Annotated in this window: 18 protein-coding genes and 1 pseudogene; 2 read left to right on the top strand and 17 right to left on the bottom strand. The window is 44.5% G+C overall.

Annotated features, from left to right (window positions below; translation table 11 throughout):
• Positions 1 to 2: 2 nt before the first annotated feature.
• From AB4114_RS06090 to AB4114_RS06055, 8 genes are all read right to left on the bottom strand, one after another.
• Entirely contained in the window at positions 3 to 1562 is a 1560-nt protein-coding gene (locus tag AB4114_RS06090; RefSeq protein WP_441987624.1) for a glycoside hydrolase family 43 protein, read from the bottom strand.
• Between the two features lie 169 nt (positions 1563 to 1731).
• Positions 1732 to 3258: an ABC transporter substrate-binding protein gene (locus tag AB4114_RS06085; RefSeq protein ID WP_441987623.1), complete on the bottom strand. Its 1527-nt coding sequence runs from the start codon at positions 3256 to 3258 to the stop codon at positions 1732 to 1734.
• Between the two features lie 101 nt (positions 3259 to 3359).
• Positions 3360 to 4964: a response regulator transcription factor gene (locus AB4114_RS06080; RefSeq protein WP_441987622.1), complete on the bottom strand. Its 1605-nt coding sequence runs from the start codon at positions 4962 to 4964 to the stop codon at positions 3360 to 3362.
• Entirely contained in the window at positions 4961 to 6718 is a 1758-nt protein-coding gene (locus AB4114_RS06075) for a sensor histidine kinase (RefSeq protein WP_441987621.1), read from the bottom strand. Before AB4114_RS06075 ends, AB4114_RS06080 begins: the two co-directional genes overlap by 4 nt.
• A gap of 131 nt (positions 6719 to 6849) precedes the next feature.
• Entirely contained in the window at positions 6850 to 7734 is an 885-nt protein-coding gene (locus tag AB4114_RS06070; RefSeq protein ID WP_441987620.1) for a carbohydrate ABC transporter permease, read from the bottom strand.
• A gap of 84 nt (positions 7735 to 7818) precedes the next feature.
• A complete protein-coding gene (locus AB4114_RS06065; protein ID WP_441987619.1) occupies positions 7819 to 8781 on the bottom strand; it encodes an ABC transporter permease in 963 nt (320 codons plus the stop codon).
• Between the two features lie 172 nt (positions 8782 to 8953).
• A complete protein-coding gene (locus tag AB4114_RS06060; protein ID WP_441987837.1) occupies positions 8954 to 9715 on the bottom strand; it encodes a glucose 1-dehydrogenase in 762 nt (253 codons plus the stop codon).
• 24 nt (positions 9716 to 9739) lie between these two features.
• Entirely contained in the window at positions 9740 to 11017 is a 1278-nt protein-coding gene (locus tag AB4114_RS06055; protein ID WP_441987618.1) for a glycoside hydrolase family 1 protein, read from the bottom strand.
• Positions 11018 to 11317: 300 nt separating this feature from the next.
• On the opposite strand from AB4114_RS06055, the gene AB4114_RS06050 reads away from it, so the two are divergent.
• A complete protein-coding gene (locus AB4114_RS06050) occupies positions 11318 to 12127 on the top strand; it encodes an SDR family NAD(P)-dependent oxidoreductase (protein WP_441987617.1) in 810 nt (269 codons plus the stop codon).
• A 178-nt stretch (positions 12128 to 12305) separates the two neighbouring features.
• Here AB4114_RS06050 and AB4114_RS06045 read toward each other — a convergent pair whose 3' ends face one another.
• The 3 genes and pseudogenes from AB4114_RS06045 to AB4114_RS06035 all read right to left on the bottom strand — a co-directional run bounded on the left by AB4114_RS06045 (position 12306) and on the right by AB4114_RS06035 (position 13413).
• Positions 12306 to 12875 (bottom strand): 50S ribosomal protein L25, encoded by a 570-nt coding sequence (locus AB4114_RS06045; RefSeq protein ID WP_171628596.1) that lies wholly within the window; start codon positions 12873 to 12875, stop codon positions 12306 to 12308.
• 98 nt (positions 12876 to 12973) lie between these two features.
• Positions 12974 to 13081 (bottom strand): annotated as a pseudogene (locus tag AB4114_RS06040) (DUF1861 family protein); the annotation flags it as partial.
• A gap of 47 nt (positions 13082 to 13128) precedes the next feature.
• Positions 13129 to 13413, bottom strand: a complete 285-nt coding sequence (locus AB4114_RS06035; RefSeq protein ID WP_441987616.1) for a helix-turn-helix domain-containing protein — start codon at positions 13411 to 13413, stop codon at positions 13129 to 13131.
• Positions 13414 to 13628: 215 nt separating this feature from the next.
• On the opposite strand from AB4114_RS06035, the gene rpoZ reads away from it, so the two are divergent.
• The gene (rpoZ, locus tag AB4114_RS06030; protein ID WP_441987615.1) at positions 13629 to 13838 is read left to right on the top strand and encodes a DNA-directed RNA polymerase subunit omega; all 210 of its coding nucleotides are present in this window, start codon (positions 13629 to 13631) and stop codon (positions 13836 to 13838) included.
• A 23-nt stretch (positions 13839 to 13861) separates the two neighbouring features.
• Here the strand turns inward: rpoZ and AB4114_RS06025 are convergent, their stop codons facing one another.
• The 6 genes from AB4114_RS06025 to AB4114_RS06000 form a co-directional block, all read right to left on the bottom strand.
• Positions 13862 to 15130: a hypothetical protein gene (locus AB4114_RS06025; RefSeq protein ID WP_441987614.1), complete on the bottom strand. Its 1269-nt coding sequence runs from the start codon at positions 15128 to 15130 to the stop codon at positions 13862 to 13864.
• Between the two features lie 200 nt (positions 15131 to 15330).
• Positions 15331 to 18240: a family 78 glycoside hydrolase catalytic domain gene (locus AB4114_RS06020; RefSeq protein WP_441987613.1), complete on the bottom strand. Its 2910-nt coding sequence runs from the start codon at positions 18238 to 18240 to the stop codon at positions 15331 to 15333.
• A gap of 219 nt (positions 18241 to 18459) precedes the next feature.
• The gene (locus AB4114_RS06015) at positions 18460 to 19497 is read right to left on the bottom strand and encodes a glycoside hydrolase family protein (protein WP_441987612.1); all 1038 of its coding nucleotides are present in this window, start codon (positions 19495 to 19497) and stop codon (positions 18460 to 18462) included.
• A gap of 51 nt (positions 19498 to 19548) precedes the next feature.
• A complete protein-coding gene (locus AB4114_RS06010; protein WP_441987611.1) occupies positions 19549 to 20946 on the bottom strand; it encodes a sulfatase family protein in 1398 nt (465 codons plus the stop codon).
• Positions 20947 to 20968: 22 nt separating this feature from the next.
• On the bottom strand, positions 20969 to 22411 hold the full coding sequence (locus AB4114_RS06005) for a sulfatase-like hydrolase/transferase (RefSeq protein ID WP_441987610.1): 1443 nt from the start codon (positions 22409 to 22411) through the stop codon (positions 20969 to 20971).
• Positions 22408 to 24024, bottom strand: coding sequence for a hypothetical protein (locus AB4114_RS06000; protein ID WP_441987609.1), 1617 nt, complete (start codon positions 24022 to 24024; stop codon positions 22408 to 22410). The genes AB4114_RS06005 and AB4114_RS06000 overlap by 4 nt, the downstream gene beginning before the upstream one ends.
• Positions 24025 to 24049: the final 25 nt, after the last annotated feature.

Genomic DNA, 24049 nt, shown 5'->3' with positions numbered 1-24049 from the left:
AGCTAAGATTGATAATTAGGTGTATATTGAAACCAATCGTATAAGGCAGGAGCTACACATGGTTTGCCATTACCCGTCGCATACAATCCGAAAAACACACCTGTAAAGCCGCCAGCTATCTCGGTGGAGACGAGCGAGCACTCCCCCGTACCGAAAGCCTTACGTTCTCCATTCGGTATTTCGTAGAAAAATGAATACTGGAAAGGATCTGCATCCAAACCGAGAATGATTTCTGAGCCTTCAAACTCTTCTTCCAGCTCCACTTTCCAAAGTGATCCGATTCGCCTGCGAAAGATTACTTGGCGACGTCCTTCAACCCCACAAGTAAGTGCTATTTCATAATGGAACCGCTCATTCATATAAACCGTAAGCCCAGCTTCATCGCCTTCCTGTAAAGGATCAAATGACATTAGCGTAGAAACGCTGCATCGAAAATGCTGCTGTCTCCGTCCGATAAATGCCGGAGAACCGATATCATTTAAGGTCAATGCTGAGCCTTGAAGTGTCAACCAACCCGGTCTTTTTTCCAAAGACCAGTCCGCGTCCTGCGGATTTCTTAAGAAGTTCCACTCCAGCTGCAACCGGTCGGAATTAAAATCATCAATACCAGGCGCCAGCATCTCATCGCCTACAAGTGGAAGCGTTCCAGCATCCATCTTCTCGGCAATTCTACCGTCTACCCCGATCACAGGCCATCCGTCCTCAGACCAGGTAACTGGAGCAAGGAAGGTCTCGCGTCCCAAATGATGGTGCCGCCCGCTAAACGGAACGGATACGGGACGAATCCCTAGGAAAACGGCCCACCAGTTACCATCCTCCAGTTGAACGAGATCTGCGTGGCCCGTTGCCTGGATGGAACTCCCCGAACTTCGGTGGGTCAGGATAGGATTGTCAGGATTGCTCTCAAATGGCCCGTATGGCGAGTCGCTCCTTGCGATCGTAGCCATATGACCGTACTCAGTTCCTCCCTCTGCAATCATCAAGAAATACTCCCCGTTTATTCGATACAGATGCGGGCCTTCCGCCGATTTACCGCCTGTGCCTTGCCAGATGAGACGCCGTTCCGATAACAACTTCCCTGACTCTAGGTCGATTTCTGCTTGATAGATCCCCTTTGGCTCGTCCCCGAAGAAACCGCCGGTTCCTGTAATGTAAACACGCCCATCTTCATCGAAAAATAAGGACGGATCCACGCTCGGCCAATCCGGCCATATCGGTTCAGACCATGGTCCTTCTGGATTTTCCGCCCAAACATAGAAATTGCGGAACATTTTAACATTCGTTGTAATCATATAAAAACGGCCATTATGGAAGCGAATGGTTGGCGCATAGATGCCCATTGAGCTTCTGCACCCTTCCAAATCCAACTGGCTTTGGCGGGTAAGGCAATGTCCGATTTGTTTCCAGTGGACGAGATCGCGGCTATGAAAGATCGGCACTCCCGGGAAGTATTCAAAAGAACTTGTAACCAGATAAAAGTCTGCTCCTACCCGACAAACACTTGGGTCAGGATGGAAGCCGGGAATTACCGGGTTTGAATATTGAATCGTCGAATCAACCATGCTATCGCCMTTTCTTTGTTTAAATCTCTACTAACATCTTAATGTCAATCTAGATGCGGCACTAACACTCTCACGACACATCCATAACGTTTTACCGACTTCCTGAGATGAATTATTTTGCCAATAAAAAAACCAGGCCCATTAAAATGGAAACCTGGTCTTAACGTTCTTATTTTTTGTTTGCAACCGCCCAAGCATCAAGCTGCCTTTGCTTTTCCGCAATAACTTTATCGATACCCGCTGCTTTCAGTTTAGCTCTGAAATCGGGTAACTTATCGGCTGGATCGAGTGTTCCTGACTCTAAACCTTTTGCATACTGATCTGTTACATTTTTAAGAGCAATAACCTCATTTTTTACTGGTTCCGAATTGAATGTAAATCCAAGTGCTTTAGATTTGATCGCTTTTTGATTAGCTTCTGCAGTCAATTTCCACATGTCTTGTAAGTCTGACTTCATTAGATAGGCGATGGATGGATTGGCGTAAATCCAACTTTGAATCGAATATCCAACTGTCTTGGAATCAATTCCTGCAGGGTAATCGATTGAATTCTCTGACGCCTTCACATAGTGCTTTCCTTCAATGCCATAAATAAATAAATTAGCAAGATCCTTGTCCGTGTACATCAAATTCATAAGCATCATGACACGTTCAGGATTCGTAGAATTTACGGAAATAGTCCATAAACCACCTTGCGTATTGGACGTAGTCGAATAAATATTAGACATCAAGGGCGCATACACGAGCTCTTTGCCGTTCGCACGGATTTCCGATTCCAAGTTGCCAGGTCTAAGGCCGATGAAATAAGAAAATGCCTTGTCAGCCTTCAACAAATCTGAGGCGTTAGCTTGGGTTGTAGCAGCATCCTTGTTGATATAGCCTGCCTTAGCCCAACTATGAACTTTATTCAAATAGTTTTCATACTCTTTGGTCTCGAACAAATTCACGACTTTCAAACCATTGTCATACTCAGGCAACACACCTAAGCGATCCCCCAGTTTATCATACCAGACATAAACATCTGATGGCATGGATAGTCCTGCTCCAAGTGGAGCGATCGTTGGCTCATTTTCCTTAATCGTCTTATACACCTGATCCAAGTCATCAATCGTCTTAATGGATGCTATATTAATTTTGTACTTTTCCACTAAGTCTTTCCGCATCAGTACGCCAGGAACTCCTGTCGTGTAATCCTTATAGACAGGCACGCCATAGGTCTTCCCATCTATTTTAACACTAGACAAGAAGGCAGGATCGATCTGTTTTTTAATTCCGTCGCCATACTTATCTAACAGATTGTCGATTGCAACAAAATTTCCAGTTGCTACACTCGAGCTGTACCCAGCACCAAATTCAAATGACAAATCCAGTTTCTCACGGCCAGAAGTCATTAAATTCTTTTGTTGAGCCCATGCCCCGATACTAATAGGTATGATTTTGACAGTTGCGTTAATTTTAGCCTTTGTAATTTTGCTAATTTCATCTTGCACGGCTTGGGTATCCTTCGGAACTGCTCCGAACGCCGGCATGGCAATTGCGATCTCATAAGGATCTTTTGTCGCACTGTTCGGAGTTGTGCTGGAAGCTGCAGTTGCACCACTATTTTCATCCGTTTTCGAAGATGAACACCCAGCAATGACTCCTGTTAACATAACTGTGACAAGCGACAATGTCGCCAACTTTAATTTCCTTTTCATCTCTTATCCCCCCAAAGTATCAATCATTTACACCTTCATCATATCGTTCAATGAAGTGGGCGACTAACACTCTACCGACATCATAATAGCGTTTTCACGACTTATTGATCTTTGTTATTTTGACTTCGATATTCCATAGGCCCTAAGCCAACGTGTTTTTTAAATAGTTTTGTAAAATAGGAAAAATTCGTATATCCCAGCGTCGATGCTATTGCGCTTACAGGACGATCTGTATGTGATAATAACTCTTTCGCCACTTTGACTTTTTCAATCACAATATAATCCGATAAAACGTATCCCGTCTCTTTTTTGAAAATTCTCGTTAAATAATCGGGATGTAGAAAGACTTGATCTGCGATCATTTCACGTGTCATATCTTGATCCAGGTTATGTGAGATAAATGTTTTCACAATCTGGACTATTTTCTCTGTTTCTTTGATCGCTTCTGCATGAATCATCGCTTTGTTAACAGCATGACGAGCCCAGATGAGCATATCTATGATAGACCGCCCCGCCGATTCCGAGATCTGTCTTGATTTTTCATCACCAAATAATTGATTGGCTTCAATCCCTTTCAAGTTCAAAAAGGAGTAGACGACTTGGGTAAAATTTTGATTGAATTGGTGTAAAATATCAGCATTGATTCCTTGGTTTTTGACAAGACTGTTCAAAAGCGTTTCCACTTCATGAACGACTGCATCCTTCGTCGCTGTTTTCATAAGTGAGGCGACTATGCTAAGTGTTGGCAGCTTTGTTTGGGGCATAGAAGTGCCGTTATCAGGCTGAAGATAGACTTGGTTTACGAAAGCAACATTATTCCGATCTTGTCTCCTTAACTCTGCTACCATTTCGGCCATTTCATAAGCTTCTACGGCGTTTCCAAAATAACATGAGAGATCACAGTAAAAATAATCGTTACACGAATCGATATATTCTTCACAAGCTCGGAATAGTTGTTCGTACTCCCAATTCGTGCCCTTATTTGCGACCATGATCAACAAGAGCATTCCCCGATCCAAGTGAAAACATATGCCGTTTGAACCGTTACCGATGATCATTTCTTCGGCTGAATTTTTCAGGGCATACGCTAGAATCTTCTCGTCTCTTCGATTCAACTCTTTTTTCCACTTTTGAACCGAAATGAGAATAGGGAGAAAGACCGATTCTTCCGTTATAGGAATGTGATGCAATTCCACTTGATCTCGTATCGCGGAGGGCTGGCTCGGTATGGAATGGCTGATCAAGTCCACCCAGAACCTTTCAATAATAAAGGAATGATGCTTGAGCCATAGTTGATGGGATTGACTGTTTCTATTGAACTCACTGTTTCGATTTATGATGTCCTGCGCCTTTCGAATGGCATTTTCCAAGTCAGTTGCACGAACAGGCTTAAGTAAATAATCAACACTACCCAGTTGAAGCGCTTCTTTCGCATATTTAAAATCAGCATGACTTGTGAAGAAGATCGTTGCTGTATTCGGATGATGCTCTCTCACCCAAGTTAACAAATCAAAACCGCTGCCTTGGGGCATTTCGATATCACACAACAAAATATCGATCCTTTCCCTTACGAAAAAGTCTTTGGCTTGTCTGACATTAATGGCTGTATGCAGTCTGCTGATGCCTAATTTATTCAGATCAAGGTCGGATTTAACCCCTTCAATAGCCAGAACTTCGTCGTCTACAATGAGCAGATGATATTTCATCTCGTTTCCTCCAATCCGGGGTTAGTAGGAATAATTATTTCTATTTTAGCTCCAAAGGTTTGAAGATCGTTATCATATAAGATAGATGCGACTTCACCGTACAAGAGTCGTAATCGCCGTTCCACATTCCAAATCCCAGTATGCTCACCTCGCTCATTTTCCACACTTCTGCCTGCCTGCAGTTTCTCTAGTATGTCGTTCTTAAATCCTGGTCCTGTATCTCTTATGCTTATTTTCATTCTGGAGCCATGCTCTTCAATCAGAAATTCAATCTGAATCTCAATGGTGAGCGGCTCATCCAACGTAACGGCATGCTTAATTGAATTCTCAACAAAGGATTGAATGACGAGCGGAGGGATCGGGACATCTAATAAGTAATCCGGTGAGTGGATTGTCCACTTCAATTTTTCCGGAAAACGTAAATTCTGGATCTTTAAATAATTGCACGTATGTTCAAGCTCATCTTTAAGCGGCACGAAAGACGTATTGCTCCGGAACATAAATCGGAAATATTCGATTAGAGACATGGTCATATCCAAGATCAAATCATAATTTTTAATTTTAGCCAGATTATAAATAATATTGAGTGTATTCAAGAAGAAATGAGGATTGACCTGCAGTTGAAGCCGCTGTAATTCCTCTTTTTGCTTATTCAACTGCTCCTCGTAGACGTTAATTCGGAGCCGTTCAACCTCGGACATCATGGCATTAAACGCCCCACCCATCAGTTGAAATTCTCCCGAAGTATTGCTAAGCTCTACCCTACTGCTCCAGTCACCTTCTCGAACTTTCTTCATTGTGCGCAGTAATCGATAGAGTGGAACTAGAACAGATTGCCTCATGGCATACAGACCTATAGGGATAAAGAGAAATGCAGCGATCGTGATAAACCAAACTATAGACTGCAGATAAGGAAGCTTGGCTAATATATAATGGTCGGGTATCAATACATTTAAACTGAAATCCCCTCGATGAGACAGAGCACCAACCACAAGAAATTTCTTTTTCGTGCCTGAAATGTAATATTCATTTGCTTTCTGTTGAAGTTCAATCCCATATTCACTTACTAGTTTTGAATCGGAAATAGGTTCACCTTGTGTATTGGCTAATATAACCTCTCCCTCTTCTCCAATTTGAAGCGAATGAAAGGGGGTTACCAATTCCTCCGTATTAATCAAAGCGCCAAGGTAGGTGTCCCCAGCACGTACAATATCAACAAGGTAATTAACCTGGTTAATTTGGACATATTTCCAAACCTTAGAAGGACTTCCCTTTGAAAATAACTCAGAATGCATATAGGCAATCAGATATTTTTCAATAATGTCATTTCCCTTAATGTCTGAAGCATTCTTCTTAGAAATAGTTAAGAAATCTTGCCGATGATCCGTATAGGCAAAAAATGAAGTAATGGGATCGTACAAATTAATATCTTTACTTAACTTGTTAAACAAATATATTTTAGCACTGTAATACTCGCCATCAGCCTCCTCTTGGCTAAGCGATAACAAATCGTATCCGGTACCGGCAACCGTACGCATATACGAATCAATGTCGTCTAATTGAGAATCACTCTGGTTCGTATAAAGGTTCAACGTGTTCTTATAAGAATCCGCAACTTGACCCCTAACGACATGAATAGCATAGTAGTTGTTGTATAAGAGCATCCCCACCAGCGGCATCGTCATTATGAACACGCTGACAATTAACTTAACTCTCAACGAGGCTCGTCTCCAGTACCATGCGGGTGTATTCATGATCGTTTCGGCTCCTTTTATTACTTAAATTTAAATTTCAGATCTATCATACTCTTATAAGAACAGGCAACGCCACAACCATAATAAGTCAGTTGTGGCGCCATCGCATATAGGGGAATCCAATTGGCACCTTATCCTTTTACAGCACCAATCATAATTCCTTTGATAAAGTATTTTTGGAAGAATGGGTAAGCCACCAAGATCGGGAGAACCCCAATGACAGCAATGGCCATTTTCACAGCATCTGTAGGCATTTGTTGCATAGCATCACTTGCATTATTCGTCATATTCGTGCTTATGAATTGGATATCCTGCATGATTCGATTCAGCAGATTTTGTACACTGTACAGATTAGGATTGGTAATATAGATCATACCTAGCTGCCAATCATTCCAGTACATGATACATTCGAAGAGCCCGATCGTTGCCAATATAGGGCCCGATAGCGGAAGTACAATGGACCATAAGGTCCTATATTCGCCGGCTCCGTCTATTTGTGCGGATTCGATCAAAGCGCTAGGAATCGTCGTCTGGAAGAAGGTTCTCATCAACATCACGTAAAATCCGTTCATCAGGAGCCCCGGTACAATTAGTGCCCAGATCGTATTTTTAATATGGAAGATCTGTGTATAAACCAAGTAGGAGGGAACCAGTCCTCCATGAAACAACATGGTAAAGAAGACGATAAACATAATCAAATTGCGATATGGGGTACCACTTCTGGATAACGGATAAGCTAAAAGAGCCGTCATGGTTACCCCTAAAACAGTTCCGACTATCGTAACGAAGATTGTCACTCCGTAAGCCCGGGCGATCTCTCCCCCTCTTTCGTATAAATATTCATACGCAGCCGTACTAAACGTATGCGGGATGAACGAATAACCATACGCGATGATATCATTCTGATCCGTTAACGAAGCGGAAATGAGCAGTATGAACGGGAGAATACAAATGACGGTGAACAAGAACATCGTGATATGGCTGAGCCATGTTAAACCTCTACTCTCTTTTTTCATGGGTGTCTACCTCCTTAAAGTTTTCTGCGGTACTTCCTGATTACGCATCTTGACGAGCAGAAAACTCGCTTCGGAAGCATTCGCTTAGAACAATGCGCTATCTTTGCTGTATAGTCGCACCATATAGTTTGCAAGCATAACAAGTAAGAATCCAACGAGAGATTGATACACTCCTGCTGCTGTGGACAAGCCAATATCGCCATTGCCCGTTAATCCTTTAAATACATACGTATCGATCGTGGCGGTTGTATTAAATAATGCACCTGAATTCATCGGAACCTGATAAAATAAACCGAAATCCGAGTAGAAAATCCTTCCGATACTGAGCAGCGTCAACATGATAATGACTGGTGTTAGAATCGGCAAGGTAATATGTCGGATCTGCTGCAATCGGCTTGCACCGTCGAGTCTAGCAGCTTCATAATACTCTTCATCAATTCCCATCAATGCTGCAAAGAATACAATGCTCGAATAGCCAACACTTTTCCAGAAATGAACCATTGTTAGTATCCAAGGCCAATACTTTTCCTCGGTGTACCAAGAAATTCCATCCTTTATTCCGAACCATGGAAGTACGGTGTGATTTATGAATCCCGTATCCGCACTTAAGAGGGCGTATACCAAATAGCTGACGATGACCATGGAAATCAGATGCGGCAGAGTAATCACACTTTGATAAAACTTAAGTAATACTTTGTTTTTGATCTCATTCAACAAAATTGCACAGGCTAAAGATAAAAAGGTTCCAACGACTATAAACAATAAATTGTAAAGAATGGTATTTCGGGTAATAATATAAGCGTCCGATGTCTTAAAGAGATATTCAAAGTTTTTAAATCCAATCCAGTCACTTTCCAAGATCCCCTTAGCAAAGTTTATTTTTTTGAAGGCAATGACGATCCCGAGCATCGGGATATAATTATTGAACAACAAGTATAGAAGTCCAGGTGCCATCATAATTAGAAGTGGCAGGTATTTACGGAAACGATTTTCTTTTTTCTTGTACGGGATACCCACCCGCGATACAGTTGCCGATGCTTTTTCCATCTTAGAAACCCTTCCTTTCCGTTTATTATTTCTCTCATGTCTTACCTTGATTTTAAGGGATACGATCCCTTCCATCTAACAATCTAACGACCACATAGTAACGTTTTAACGACTTTCGCTTCTTCGAAAAAAAAGACTGATCGGGAATAACCCGTTCAGCCTATTATTTGCTTTAATACGACGTCCAACCACCGTCAGCCGTGATGACAGTCCCATTCACAAACTTAGAATCCTCAGATGCAAGGAATAGAGCAACGGTAGCAATTTCACTAGGATCTACAGGTTCGCGCCGTTGCGTACCCGCTCCAATTTGGAACTCCTGTAAAGCTGCCATGTCCATATTGCCCATCGAATTCATGATACTGGTTAGAACACCGCCTGGTGCAATAGCGTTACAGCGAATGCCGGATTTCGCGTACATGTAACCAACATTTTTAGTAAGCCCCACTAGACCATGCTTCGAAGAAGTATAGGCTACTCCACCTTTGCCCCCAGTTATTCCAGCGGCGGATGCAATATTTACAATGACGCCCCCTCCCTGTTTCAACATGAACGGAAGCGCTTTGCGAATCGCACGCATTGGACCTGTCAAATTAATGCCTATTACCCTGTCCCACAAATCGTCTTCGATTGTTTCGATTAATCTGAAGCCATCCATGATTCCTGCATTGTTTACGAGAATGTCGACTCTTCCGAATGCTCCGGCAGCTTTGTCCACCATCGCCTGGATCTCCTCTTCCTTCATGACGTTAGCGACCACGCCTATAGCAATCCCACCATTTTGCCTAATCGCGTCCACAACTGCCGAGATAGCTTCTTGATTCAGATCAGCTACTACGACCTTGGCGCCTTCCTCTGCATAAAGTTCTGCTATCGCTTTACCAACACCTGAAGCGGCTCCTGTTACTATCGCTACTTTACTTTGCAGTTTCATACCCATTTCCCCTTCCTCCTCTTTTTAGATTGCGTTTTCTTTAGCGATGTTTCCAAGATGAATACCACTAGGCTTCGTGGTACGCTCCTGTGTATTACGGTCCACTTCAATTAATCCGAAAGTCTTGGAGAACCCAAGCTGCCACTCAAAATTATCCATCAAGGACCAATGCATATAGCCCAAAACTTGGAATCCGTCCGCAATACAATCTTGGACACCTTTCAGAGCTTGATTAATGAAAGCAACACGTCGCGTATCATCATCCGTTCCTATACCATTTTCAGTAATCATAATCGGCATTTTAAGATGCTTACTTACATAACGAACAACTGCCCCAAGTGCCTCCGGGTAAAATTCGTTCCCCATCTGTGTCGTCTCTGCATCTTCAGGTATGGGAAGAAGACCATCCGGTCCATATACAGCACGCGTATAGTTTTGTAACCCGAAAAAGTCATCATCATTCAGGTATGGAACAAATTGAACAAATTCCTCTTGCCATGCATCCCTCGCATTTTCTTCACCGCCAGGAACACTTTGGATGTCGTAGAGTGACAAGGTAACTCCTACTTTGGTTTGCGGACTAATCTGCCGAATAGCTGCTCTTGCTTCCACATGCGCCCCAAAAATAACTGCCAAGCCTTCCTCCGAACGTGGAGCTAAAAACGAGTGAACTTCGGTAGGAGGGACTCCAAATGATTTACTTAATCCCGTAAAGTATTTTTGCATTTTCTCTGCCATGTTCTCCATATTCATGCCGACTTGTGCACCAGGAGAACCAGACTTCATTGCGTATCGCTTCATAATCTTCTTAATCCCAATGGAGATATTCGCCTCATTAATTGTGCATACATAGGGGATCAACTCGCCTAATTCACGCATGACATGGGTACAATATCGTGCAAAACGGGCAGGCGTATCCGTCGACTCCCAACCCCCTAGACTAATGAGCCATTGTGGTGAGCTGAAATGATGGAGAGTCACAATCGGAGTTATGTTATTTTCTTTACACGCGAGTAGAACTTCCCGATAATGTTCGATCTCTGACGCTTCAAATCGTCCCTCTTCTGGTTCAATTCGAGCCCATTCAATGGAGAATCTATAGGAATTCAATCCCAATCTAGCCATCTCAGCAATATCACTTTTAAATCGCTTATAGTGGTCTACTGCGCTGCCTGATGGTTCCTTGAACACCGAGCCCTCCAAGTTTTCCATCAGCCAAAAATCAGAATTCGTATTATTGCCTTCCACCTGATGTGCTGCAGTGGATGCCCCCCATAAAAAGCCTTCTGGAAAACGTGCCATGTTTGCTCCTCCTCAATTTCGATTAATTGCTGCAATCTCATTTTATAAGGATCTTATAGCGGCAACTAACAATCCAACGACTCTTCACTAACGTTTTGACGACTTTCTAAAAACGAAAAAGGAGACCTAAACGCTAGGCCTCTACAATGAAAAATATTTATTAGAATAGTCGTTTGAGTACCATTATGATGTCGTCAAAACGTTAGTGAAGAAACATCGATTAACGTAAAGTTAAACTGAAAAGTTATACTGAGAAACCCGAATTACTAAATCTACTTGAATCTTAGGAGGATTTTATTCATGACAGACTTCACTAGTGTACAAAACAAAGTAGCCATTGTTACTGGCGCTTCAGATGGCCTTGGCAAGGCAATTGCTATGTGCTATGCAGAAAATGGGATGAAGGTCATTGTATCGGATATTAATGCCGAAAAGGGTTCTAAGGTAGTAGAAGAAATTAAAGCTACAGGTGGAGAGGCCTCTTTCTTTCAAACGGATGTCAGTCAAGAGGAAGATGTAAGAGCAATGATCGACTTTGCTATTGAAACCTATGGCCGTCTAGACGGTATTGTAAATAATGCCGGAATCAGCGCCGAGAGTAGGCCGACTCATGAATATTCAATATCTGAGTTTGATAGGTTAACATCTATTGACCTAAAGGGTGTCTTTCTGGGAATGAAGTTTGGAATCGAGGCGATCCTCAAGTCCAAATCACCATCAGGATTCGTAGTCAATGTTGCATCTTTAGCTGGTTTGTTAGGTAATAGTTCCATGGCTATTTATACTTCGGCCAAGCATGGTGTTGTAGGTCTTACCAAGAGTGCAGCACTCGATTATGCACCTTACAATATTACAGTCAATGCGATTTGTCCCGGCACAATCAAGACTTCAATTTGGGGAGATGCACCTGAAGAAGTTATTCAACAATATGCAAAGTTATTATCCCCGAATGGAAGATTAGGAGATCCTACAGAAGTGGCACATTTAGCCTTATTTTTAGCCTCAGATTTGGCACGTTACATTAGTGGTTCAGCAATCACAGTCGATGCGGGCTCAAGCGCTGGTAAGCTTACTCCTACTCAATGGTCTCATCCAGAGATATTGGAATAAATGTATTCTTTACGAGTAGATCCCCGCAAACTCCGCACGCGGCAATTGCTTAGGGATGCCTATGTTGACTTGCTTGGTTCTTCAGCCTTAATTGACTCACGATAAAAAAACCCTTACAGTAGGCAGTATCTAAGCTCATGAGCTCAAATACTCTCCGCCGTAAGGGGAAGATTTATTTCTAGGCTGTTGCTTCGACTTCTTCATGCACGGTTTTGATTTGAATCATAACCGTATTCGCATCCGTCAACACTTCAATGCCATCCTTGAAGATTAGGTCGGAAACGAGAAGCTTGTCGCCAGTATCAAGGCCACTGATATCCACTTCCATGGAAGTCGGCAAATCACCAGGCATACAACGCACTTCTACTTCATAGATTTCGATCTGCAGAACCCCACCGGATTTAACCCCGATTGCCTCTCCAGAAAACTGGATAGTAACTTTGCTATCCATAATTTCAGTCATATTCACATGATGAAAGTCGATATGCAGCAGATTGCCCGACATCGCATCCTTTTGGACGCTCTGAACAATAACTGGAATTACTTTCTCATCGGATGTATTGCCTTGTAGGATAGCTCGTGGATGTTTTTTCAAAATATCCAACATTTCTTTTTCATTTACTTCTACAGACAAAGTATCTTTACCAATCCCATACAACACAGCCGGGATGCGCCCCTGTTTTCTTGCTTGATTCATGTGGGACTTTGTTTCACCAGTGCGCTTGTTCAATTGAATAAATTTACTCATTTGTTTGTTTCCTGCTCTCTTTGACCATAAATTCTTGTCAAAATGATTATACCATGACCATAAAATCTAGTCAAACTTTAATAAATCAATGACTTGCATATAAAAAAGAAGACTTGAGAGAACTCACTATCCCGTTCCTCAACTCTTCCTAATATGACTTCCTCCCTGTCGTACTGAAACKGGGCCATTATATTGTATACATCGCGAAGGGTTATCATAAAACGTTTCCAGAAGCTGTTTGCAACTCTCCGTTTTAATCGATTTCCATGTCATTGACGTCCTCTTGATAATCCATTGATGCATCTATCGTCCAATCACTTTCCTCATCCATTTCGATGCCAATGAGCTGCCCAGGCTGGACATTAAAATACAGACAAAGCTTTAGCAATAATTCCCTAGGATACTGTACCATCTCATCCTTATACATACGACGAACGGAGTCAAAGTGGTAGTTAATCTCTTTTGCAAGCCTACGTATCGATAATTTAGGATCATGATTTTCCATGACTTCTTTTAGTTTACTGCGTATGACTGACACACATACACCTCCTCCATAAATATACAGGGTGTGGATTGGAGAGTCAACAAATTGACAAGAAAAAATGGTCATGTTATAGTGATAATAGAAAGAATTTTGAATTTTCTGAAAATAACACACCCCTTCGAATTTGAAAAAGGAAGTTAAATAGCTAATAAAGAGGACATAATGATTTAATGAAGCGAAAAAATCGAACAATGGATGAGGTAGATTGAATGTTATATCCTTCAATTGATAAGCTACTTGAAATTGGTAGCAAGTATTCGCTAGTTGTCGCTTCTTCCATGAGAGCAAGATCTCTACGTGACGGTGCAAAATCAGATTTGAAAGGTCAAAAGTCTCACAAACATGTGGGTGTTGCGTTAGAAGAACTTTACGGCAACTATATCATTTTTGAGAAAACGGAGACGGAGATAAAAAAGTAAACCACATTTATTTTCTGTATCAATCATTTGCTAAGCCATTGATCGACTTGCGCTTGCACGGCAAAAGCATCTGCTTCCTCGGGTAGGTTTTTATACTCTGCCAGTGTACGTTCAAATTGTTGTTTTTTTTCTTCAGCAATTTCTTTGAGTGCTGGTAGTTCTGATCTTTTACTCAATAATTCCGTTTGTTTAAGTTTAGCAATTTGCCTGTCCTCCTCATTTTTGCTCTTATCGAATGTCTCTTTTAGTTTCCGAAATTCCTCTCGCAATGTTTCTACCTGCTTATTAGCATCAAAATATGTTTGAGCTGCTAAGATAAAAGCCTGTTGTGTATAAATCTGTGTACGCTTCAGAATATTATTTCTTTCTTTCGCGCCACTACCGAAAATACTCGTATGATAGCGTTGTGCAGCCACATTTTCTTCCTCAGTCAGCTTCGATCTAGCATTGGCATCAGCCGCCGCGATCAAAACATGATCAGGAATTTGTTTATATGGCGGATCCGGTAATTTTTGCGCGTGTATATATCGAGCAATAAGGAAATATTGCTCACCATGCCTCGCTTCATGGTATAGCGTAGAAGCCGCCTTTTCAGGCTCCTTCTCTAATGTTTCCTCAGAAATGCCAGCCGACCATGTTGTCGAGTCGAAGTTGCCATTCTGGGCAGTTCCTTTCGGAATTACACGTAATGTCGGCACTGGAACTCCGCTGCTCGCAAACATCGGCTCTATACCCTCTACTAATTTTGCAGCCCTTGTTTGGGCATTCATCGCTCTCCAATCACTTTGAACGCCTTTAACATGACCTGCATAACTTTTCATTGCATCCTCTGTATGCAAATTGGGTCTAGATGGACGCTTGTCTATCTCATCTTCTAGATCCATTTCTTCTTCGCCATATCCCGCTGATCCACCCCAGCCCGGATTCATCGTCCGTTCCACATTACCCCTAATAATACAGAAATGGTACTCTCGATTATTTTTATTATGTCCTCGGAACCAATGCCCGCGAGCATCTGTCCCCAAATACGTACCAATCATTGTATTCGGGTTGCCAAATGGCAGTGTCACGACATACCACTGCCCAACATCGCTGGGCAGTAATGTCTCTGATGGTTGACGTTGTATCACATCTGATCTCATCATTTGAGTAACTGCCCTGTTCCCAATCGTTCTCTGCAGGTGATGGATGTGGGAGGCAGGTCCTCTTGATGTCATGTTTCTCCGCACAATGTTTTCTTGGTTGGCCGAATTAATCTGTGCTTCGTTATTTCGATAAATCGGAGATTTCATTCTGGCTCCTTTAAATCTTTTATAGGGAAATTATTCTATATTTAATTCTACCAATTCTAGTGTTTTCATGACAAGTGCTGATACACCAGAAGCCCTCCCGCCACAACGCTCTTATTTTCTTAACATTTGCGAAGCATTAAAGTTTAGTCAAAAAAAGAGCTGTCCCTATGTAATATACATAGGAGACAACCCCTTGCCTGCTATAGAAGCGCTAGCTTTGTTTCATGTATGATGCCTGTGTAGCCTTCAGGCACGGAAGCACGAACAGCTATGCTCTCTGGATAACTGATGTGAAGTACTATCGTTTTGGTGGATTCGTCCACCGTCCAAGCCACGTCGATTCTTCCCCCAGCAGGATGCGGAACACTGCCCTTCGCCCACGTCAAACCGCTTGGTACAGGCGCAATTTCTACCTCTGTCCAACCTGGTGCGAGACTTCGTACGCCAAGCACTTCCCTTCCCAAGAAGTACGCCGGAGCGGAAGACCAAGCATGACAATGGCTGCGCGTAAGCATGTCGGGATTCGCACGATTTTCAAGAAAATTAGGATACTGTTCCCAACAAGTTGTTGCCCCATTGCGAATCATCATACCGTAATTATGACGAATATCCCCAAGCACACGTTCGACTTCTCCTAATTTAGCTAGTGCTTCATAATAGAAGAACGACATAAACGGGCTGCCAATTTGGACAAATTTGTCCGGCGGGGACACAAGGTAGCTGTCAATAATCGCTTTCCTGTTCCCTTGTGCTACACCCGTTAGGGAAGCTACAACATGTGTTTGCATACTCAGCACATCGGAGCGCCTTCCATTGGCGTGGATGCAATCGATGTACGCCAATTTGTCAGCGTCCCAGAGATGTTCATTGATCGCTGTCTCCAGATTTAGTGCCGCTTCATCGAACGAAGCTGCTCCCGCTTGATCCCCCGATATGCGAGCCATACGAGCTCCAACTCTAAGGGTATGCGCGAGAAACATATTCTGATGAGACACAACGCCGTCATTTGGTTGATCGATCGGCGACCAGTCGAGCAGATTCCAGCCTTTGACAGCAAAGAGACCCCGATCATCGATCTTCGCTAGATAATGTTGCAAGGTGAATTGGATATGCCCGTACATCTCTGCAGCAAATGCTTCATCCGCAGTTTGTTCATAGTATTCCGCACAGGCAATCGCCCAGAAGAACGTCCAGTTCGGGATCACACTGCTCCATCCGCTCGGTACTTGGTCCGCGAATAACGGGGTTTGGTGACTGGAACCTGGCACAAGCTTCAAACAGCGCTTGAGAATATCCTGTACCCCATATAGATAGTTGCTGACAAGCGCCTCATTCCGGCTGTCCCCCACCCAGAATACCTGCTCATATGCCGGACAGTCTACGAATGTATCTTCCATACATAGCTTCGTCGTGTGCCGGGAGATTTCCCAGATATCATTCAGGAGTTCATCGGGGCAAGTAAACTGTCCTACTTCCGCTACAGGGTAATTACTCTGTATCATGTTGACGCCGTAGAGCTTGATCGGTTTCTGTGCACCCCGTACAGTTAGGGAAACATAGCGGAAACCTCGGCGAATCGGTGTTTCATAACGCTGACGGCCAGCCTTACATACATATCTGAGCGTATGGTCAAGCCCGAACATATCCTGCCTGTACGCACCAGACATATATTCGAAGCCATACCAATCCAGTACAACGCCCTCCTCGGCTTCTACTTCAAAGCCTAAGTAACCGGAGTATTCCTTCCCTAAATCGAAGAGTACCTCGGTATCATATCCTTCAAATACAGGTACAATCGCTGCTTCAGCGTGCGGAATGACCGCATTCTGCAATTGGGCAGGAACAGCGTACCGAATGTTTTCTTTTCTCCAAACACTCAGAGCGAACACATCAACCTCAGACACATATTTAGAATCTATCGGCTTGATCCACTCTTGGTATGCGCGCAAATCTTCTACACTTCTCACCTTGTCGCGGAACTCCAGATAGGTGCGATGCTCCCGATTCAGTTCACGTGTATGTTGATGATCAAGCAGCTCGACGGCATCAAATGGTCCTATTCGCAGCCAATCCGAAGTCAGCTCGTCACTGTATGCAACTGGTGCTTGAAACGACACCACATGGTCTTCTTCCGCATATAAGCCGATTTGGAGCTTACCCGTGTGAATATCACTCGACACGTCGATGAACAACAGATTGTCTCCTGCTTGCAGGTCGATATCGACATAGCGTTCTGGAGCAGAGCCGTACATCTGATCACTATCGATCCACTCGCCATTCAGAGACAGTGCCTTTAAACACTCCCTACCTTGCAAGAACCCTATAGTTGCCTGACCCGCTTGGGTGGAACGAATCAAGGTTGCTGCGTAGCCTAGAAATTGAATGCGATTCGCATGATCCTCACTACCGTCTATCCAAGCGTTACGGACATCAAGGGTCGCAGTGACTTGAAATGACTTTACCTTCGCAAGTGATTCAACCCGAACGGGTGCAATGATTTCCTCTGTCAGCAGTGGTATGTCACGCGGCTTTAAAGCGATCCATGGCTCCATGCCGACAGGGCCGAGCACAACGGAACTCGTCCAGTCTGCCGTGTCATACACCTGCCCTGTCCATGCCGAATCCCATAAGGATGCATCCACATATTCCGCAAAGGCGTGCTGACAGGATGCTCGCGATGAGCGGGTATGATGCCCCTGATGTAAAGAAGTGATCCACGTAGCATCCGTCGCCGCGAGCACATTTCCCTCGGAATCGTTCAATTCCGCCAACAATCCACCGCGCCCTCGCACATAGTAAAAGGTTGCAACGCCGAAATGGTTCACGAAAACGGCTACCGTATTGCTTTCGCCTGGTTGTAGCAAATGTCCAATTTCATACGTATCATAAGACTGTTCAAAAGGCCAAGAACGAACCGGACCCCGCCCGACTTGCGTGCCATTCACATAAAGAACGTATCTCGAATCCGCCGTAATTCGGAGTGAAAAGCCGTCACTTCCACCTTCACCAGCTGGAACCATGAACGATTTGCGAAAGCATCTCCATTCATTCCTCGGGCTCTCTTCCCCTTCGCCCCATATCCACTTTGCCTGCCAATTCGTCAACATCATCCAAGTAGACCTCCTAGCATTCCTGATTGCTTCATTCTCCTCTAATTATAAAAAATGGTGTGAGCAATGTTATAGGTTTATGACGACATCTCGTGGGTATATGATGACACTATCCTAACCAAATCAGCTTCCCATGGAAAACGGCAGCCAATGCTGGCTGCCGTTTCAACACTCTTATGTGGTTTGTATGTATGATTTGGTGCCCTAACCTTATTCATCCTATTTCAAAGGAATGACCATATTCCATGTATTCGCAGCACTTGTAAATTCACCAGGGCCGTCAGCTGTCGCAAAAAACATATGGGTGGGTTCGTTATTTTCAAATAAAATAAACGGCCGCTCCAGGCTCCCCATGACCTGCTCCGTGCCATCATCCCACTTGATACTCCGAGAGTATGACTTTTCTCCCTCAAGAGCTTCCCAGTGTATTCCATCCTGTGAACTTGCCAGAATTCCGCCATGATATTCACCGCAAATGTTGCCAATCATATCCTTCGCGATCATTTCATAGCCGCCCGGCACCTGATAAATAAAAGGATCCTCCAAGCAGAATTTATCTGTTGGAAACACAGTCTCATCTGCTAAAGCCGTGTACGGTCCCCTGTAATGATCGGCCTTCGCAACCCCAAACGACATGGTTTGACTGTGTAAAAAGGTAGAATACGGCCTGGATTTGTAGGTTCTAGTCTTATACACCAGAAGTACGGATCCATCTTCATGAATGCACGGCGCAGGATTAGAGGTGAAGAAATTATCGAACTTATCCGGTCTTGGCTGTAAGATGGGAGAATCCATTCGTTCCCACGGCCCGTATACGCTCTTGGAAACAGCAATGCCAATCCGCTTATTGGCTCGCGCTACGATACATCTTGGATCATGAAGATCATAGGTCTCTGCCTCTTCAGGCGATACATCCATAAATGGGTGCGTGGACCCCATATAGTACAAAATATACGTATCCTGATGCTTCACGATATGCGGGTTATGCGTACTTCTGCCGTCCCAGTATTCCGCTCCTCTGAAAGGAAGAACCACTTCTTCAAATTGATAAGGTCCTTCAGGCGTGTCCGAAACGGCTCGCACCACCTCTGACGCGACTAGCCAGCCCGGATGCATCGGCAGGTATTTAGGCCATCTGGAAGCAAACATATGATACCGGTCATCCTCGCCCTTCACAACAGAACCGCACCATACCCAATAGTCATCCATTCGGAATCCACCAGATCGTGGTGAGGGCAGCATTTGGTTAGCTAACATACATCTTTCCTCCTTGGGTAACGAATTGGATCAGCAGCGTGCCTAGATGGACTAATCATTCCATATATCCCGAGTCGCTGCCAAAGCAACATCCAGTTGATCCCTTAACGCCTGTACAATATGCATGTTTTCCTGTTCATTTGCGATATTGTTCAACTGATACTCATCGCTCAGATCATCGTATAACAGATACGATTCTTGCTCTGCATAGTTTTTGCTAACTAGAAACGTGTATTGCCGGGTCTTCAAACCCCGCATATTCGTAAACGGATTAATGAATAAGCCTATTGTCTCCCCATACTCGACCCCATAGAAATAGCCCGTTTTGTTATCTCCCTCACAATCATTAGGGATGTGATCGGCAAGCCCCATCATGCCTAGCAAAGTTGGCATAATATCGGGAACATTGAAAATAAAATCAGCTCGGCTAGGTTTGATTTTCCCCGGATACCTGATCACGAAGGGAACTTTAAAGCACTCCGCATACCAATGCGGTTTCCCAGCTAAGTTATGACTCCCCATCATATCGCCATGGTCTGACGTAAAGACAACAATCGTCTCGTCCTTTATCCCCTTTTGTTCGATGGCTTCCAAGATTCTTCGGAACTGATCGTCAACCCCTGTAATGGCCGCAAAATAATTTTTCACATGTTCCTTGCCATACTTCAAGCCATCGTGGGGATGGGATCCGATACGTGACAACGCCTCCGGCGTTTGATCGGTCACATTCGGTCTAACCAATAAATCCTCCGCGCTTTTTCCTTCATACATCGCCACATAGTTGTCAGGCACCTGATCGAAGGGCGGATGCGGGGGATTATAAGCGACAAATAAAGCAAAGGGCTTATCGTCATCCCGATACTTGCCATCTGCATTCCTAATATATTGAACGGCTACATCCGTTTCATGCTTGACGGACCATTCGCCTGGCTTCTGTTTGTCCTCAATACCTGCATTATTCTCCCAGTAGTGCGGGTCCAGATGATTGTCACTAGCACCGTAAGCATGCCAAAAGCGAAAATTGTGCCTCCGCTCTGGCAGCGTATACGAGTCCCACAGTACGCCGTCTTCTCTGAATCCCTCTGTCAGAGACGCTTGGGATGGCTCTACAGGATCTAGATGCCATTTCCCAATGTAGCCCGTCTCAAATCCTTGCTCACTCAACACATCGGAAAAGCAACGCTCGGATTTTTTCAGATATACGCCGTAGACGTTTCGGTTGCTATTGCAGTTTGCAATAACCCCAGTTGAATACGGATATTTCCCCGTAAATAGCATGCCTCTGTAAGGGCTGCAAATTGGAAAGTTGCTTAGCGCATTATCGAGCACCAAGCTTTCTTGGCTAAAAGCGTCCAGATTCGGCGTGATGACCGGGTCCGCATGCATGAAGCCTAGTGATTGCTGCCTCAATTGATCTGGGAACACATAGACCAAGTTAGGTCTTTTCATTGCTGCATCTCTCCCACTTGTGTTACTTAAAGGCGCTGCCTTCGGTAATCCCCACCCCAAGCGGTGCTAATTGGCCGTTTCCTGTCACGGGTGCAATCCGGCCATCCTTACTTGGATCTGTGTATTTCCCGAACCATTCCCCGAGTCTTCGTCGCAAATCTTTCAACACCGACTCGCATGCGGCATCATCAATCCGGTTCACATCCTCATTCGGATCATTTTGCAAATCATATAACTCGTGCGGACCGTAAGGATAACGATGCACATATTTCCAAGCTTGGGTGCGGATCATACGAACCGGTCCGTATTCGTCATAGATGACAATATCCTCATGACCGTCGTCCTCTTCTCCCCGCAATAGCGAGAGAAAACTGCGACCCGGCAGCGGGTACGGATCGGGATTGGACAATCCCGCATAGGCCAGCAGTGTAGGAAATATATCGTATTGGCTAACCAGTTCACTACGAACAAGTCCGGCAGGGATTACGCCAGGGTGACTGAAGATGGCGGGAACCTTAACGGACGTATCGAACATATTGAGTGGGAACGTTCCATTGCCTTTGCCCCAAATGCCGTGATGCCCCATATTCATACCGTTATCGCCCGTAAAAATAATGAGTGTCTGCTCCCTTAATCCCTGTTCCTCCAGCCTTGCGATGATTCTGCCTATGCCATCATCCATAGCCGTAACAGATGCATAATAGCCGCGAAGCAACTCCTTACGTCGTTCACCTTCGCCATGCGGTGCAGAAGTGATTTGATTCACGTGCAGCGGCAGCTCAGGAACAGAGTCGAACGGGCAGTCCTCATACATGGACACATAGGAATCTGGGTGCTCAGAGCGATCCCAAGGAGAATGCGGGGCTGTATAGTGAACGCTCAAATAAAAAGGATTGTCTTGCTGGGAAATTTCATTCAGAAAGTCCAGTGCCCGATCCGTAATCAAATCTGTCACATAGCCATCCATTAGTGTAACCTCGCCATTTTCCACCATATCAGGCTTCATATACGAGCATCCGCCTCTGGCGATGGAAAACCAGCGTTCGAAGCCTTTCTGCGGGACCGCGCTTGCGCCCAGATGCCATTTCCCGCTCAAAGCACAAGCATAACCAGCTTCGGCTAACAGCTCCGAATAGGTCAGCTGACCAGCCAAATATTCAATAGCTGTACGCTCGTCAGCAAAAATCGGCTGACTTTGCACCTCTTCCCGCAATTCACTCCGATTCACATTGCCGGAGCAAATCCAGTCATGAACGCCGTGCTGCGACGGCATACGGCCAGTCAATATAGAAGCACGCGCCGGCGAACATACCGGCGACGTGCAGAAAAAATGATCGAATCGCATCCCTTCGGCTGCAAGCCGATCGAGATTCGGAGTGTGGATTTCGTCGTTGCCCGCGCAGCCTAGAGCCCAACTCCCCATGTCATCAGCCAGTATCACAATGATGTTCGGTTTCCCACTCATTTCGTTGATTTATACCGATCGTAAACTTGTTGGTAAATTTTCACCATTTTATCCATACCCATGTCGTTCAGCTTTTTCACATAATCGTCCCACTCTTTGTCGATACCACCGGAAAGCATCCATTTCGCGTACATTTTACTTACATAGGCATCAATATCTGTCAAGTAGCGGGAAATCTGATCGCTTTCTTCCGCCGTAAAGTAGGTTTTTGGGAACGCATTGTCAACCAGGTATTTGCCGTATAGATTGTCGATGTCGACCTTCGAGCGAATTGATGTCTGTGGAGGCGGCACAATCTTATCGGTGACAGATTTAGTGAGTGCCCAGACAGAATAAGCGGTTGGCGGCACCTTCATGAAGTCTTCCGAGTTAGCTCCTTGCGGAAGGGCAATCGCATCGTATTTACCATCCGAGCGCTCTTTTAAGCTGTCGCCTCCGATAACCCCTCTGCTCATTTGCATCGAAATTTTCGGATCATAGGTGTAGTCAATCCAGCGAATCGTCGCTTCCGGATGTTGATTCTTGTTCGTAATGGCGAATGATCCTCGCAGCAAAATACCGTTTGCATATTCCGCCCATACCGGATCCTTACCGTTGGGCCCTTTCAGCGGCGGCAGCGATACGTAGTCCTGGTTGGCTGGATTCCAATCGAACACGACGCCTACAAGCCCTTTGCTTTCTTTGGCCGTGAGCACCTTGCCATCCTGTGTAAAGCTTTCTGGATCTGCCAAGCCTTCGGCGAAAAGCTTGTTGAAATATTCAATGGCCGCCTTGTACTCCGGCTGTACCGCTGTGTAAATAACTTTATTATTTTCAACAGCTAGGTGATTATTACCCGCTTTATGTACATCGCGATCAATTCGTCCGAAGGCGCCGAAGAAGGAATTTACATCACTGTTCCAGTTTTGCAGGAACGATAGCGGGATTTGATCCTTCTTACTGTTACCGCCTAAATCGTTCTCTTTAAAAGCTTTTAGCGTTTTATAAAGCTCGTCGGTCGTTGTCGGCATTGGCAACTTTAACTGGTCAAGCCACTTTTTATTGATAAACATCGTCGATTTCGTCCGTGAATAGCTTTCGTCGATCGTAGGCAACGAATAGATGTGCCCATCCGGCGCGGTTAATTGCTTTTTATAGGTCGGATTATCTTGCAGTAGTTTCTTCATATTAGGGGCATATTTCTCGATCAAATCCTCAAGCGGAATGAGAATACCCTGAGAACCGTACTTCACAATATCCGTGTCTTCACTGAGAATACCATGCGCATAGAAAGCGTCAGGCAGCTCACCGCCGGCGAATAAGAGGTTCTTCTTCTCTGTCCAACTGCTGCCCGGGGTCAAATTCCAATTGATATGAAGGTTTGTCGTAGCCTCTATATCCTGGAATAGCTTGTAGTCGTTCAAATCCTTGCCTGAAGGCGGTTTAAACCCCGCAATATTTAGCGTCAGCTTCTCTTTGGCGATCGGGAAGCCGCTCACGTTCATATTGGACGGTACAGTTCCTTCCGACTTGCCGCTCACCTCTGGTGTGCCTTTGTCTGAACTGCAGCCTACAAGTGCAACTGACATGCCTAACACTAATCCTAGTGAAGCTTTTGACCATTTGTTTTTCATCTTTTTTTCCCCTTTCTGATTAAGA

The organism is Paenibacillus sp. 2RAB27 (assembly GCF_052115445.1).
Lineage (GTDB): Bacteria > Bacillota > Bacilli > Paenibacillales > NBRC-103111 > Paenibacillus_E.
Note: the sequence above shows the minus strand (reverse complement) of the source record. Positions and strands in the feature narration are given on the sequence as shown.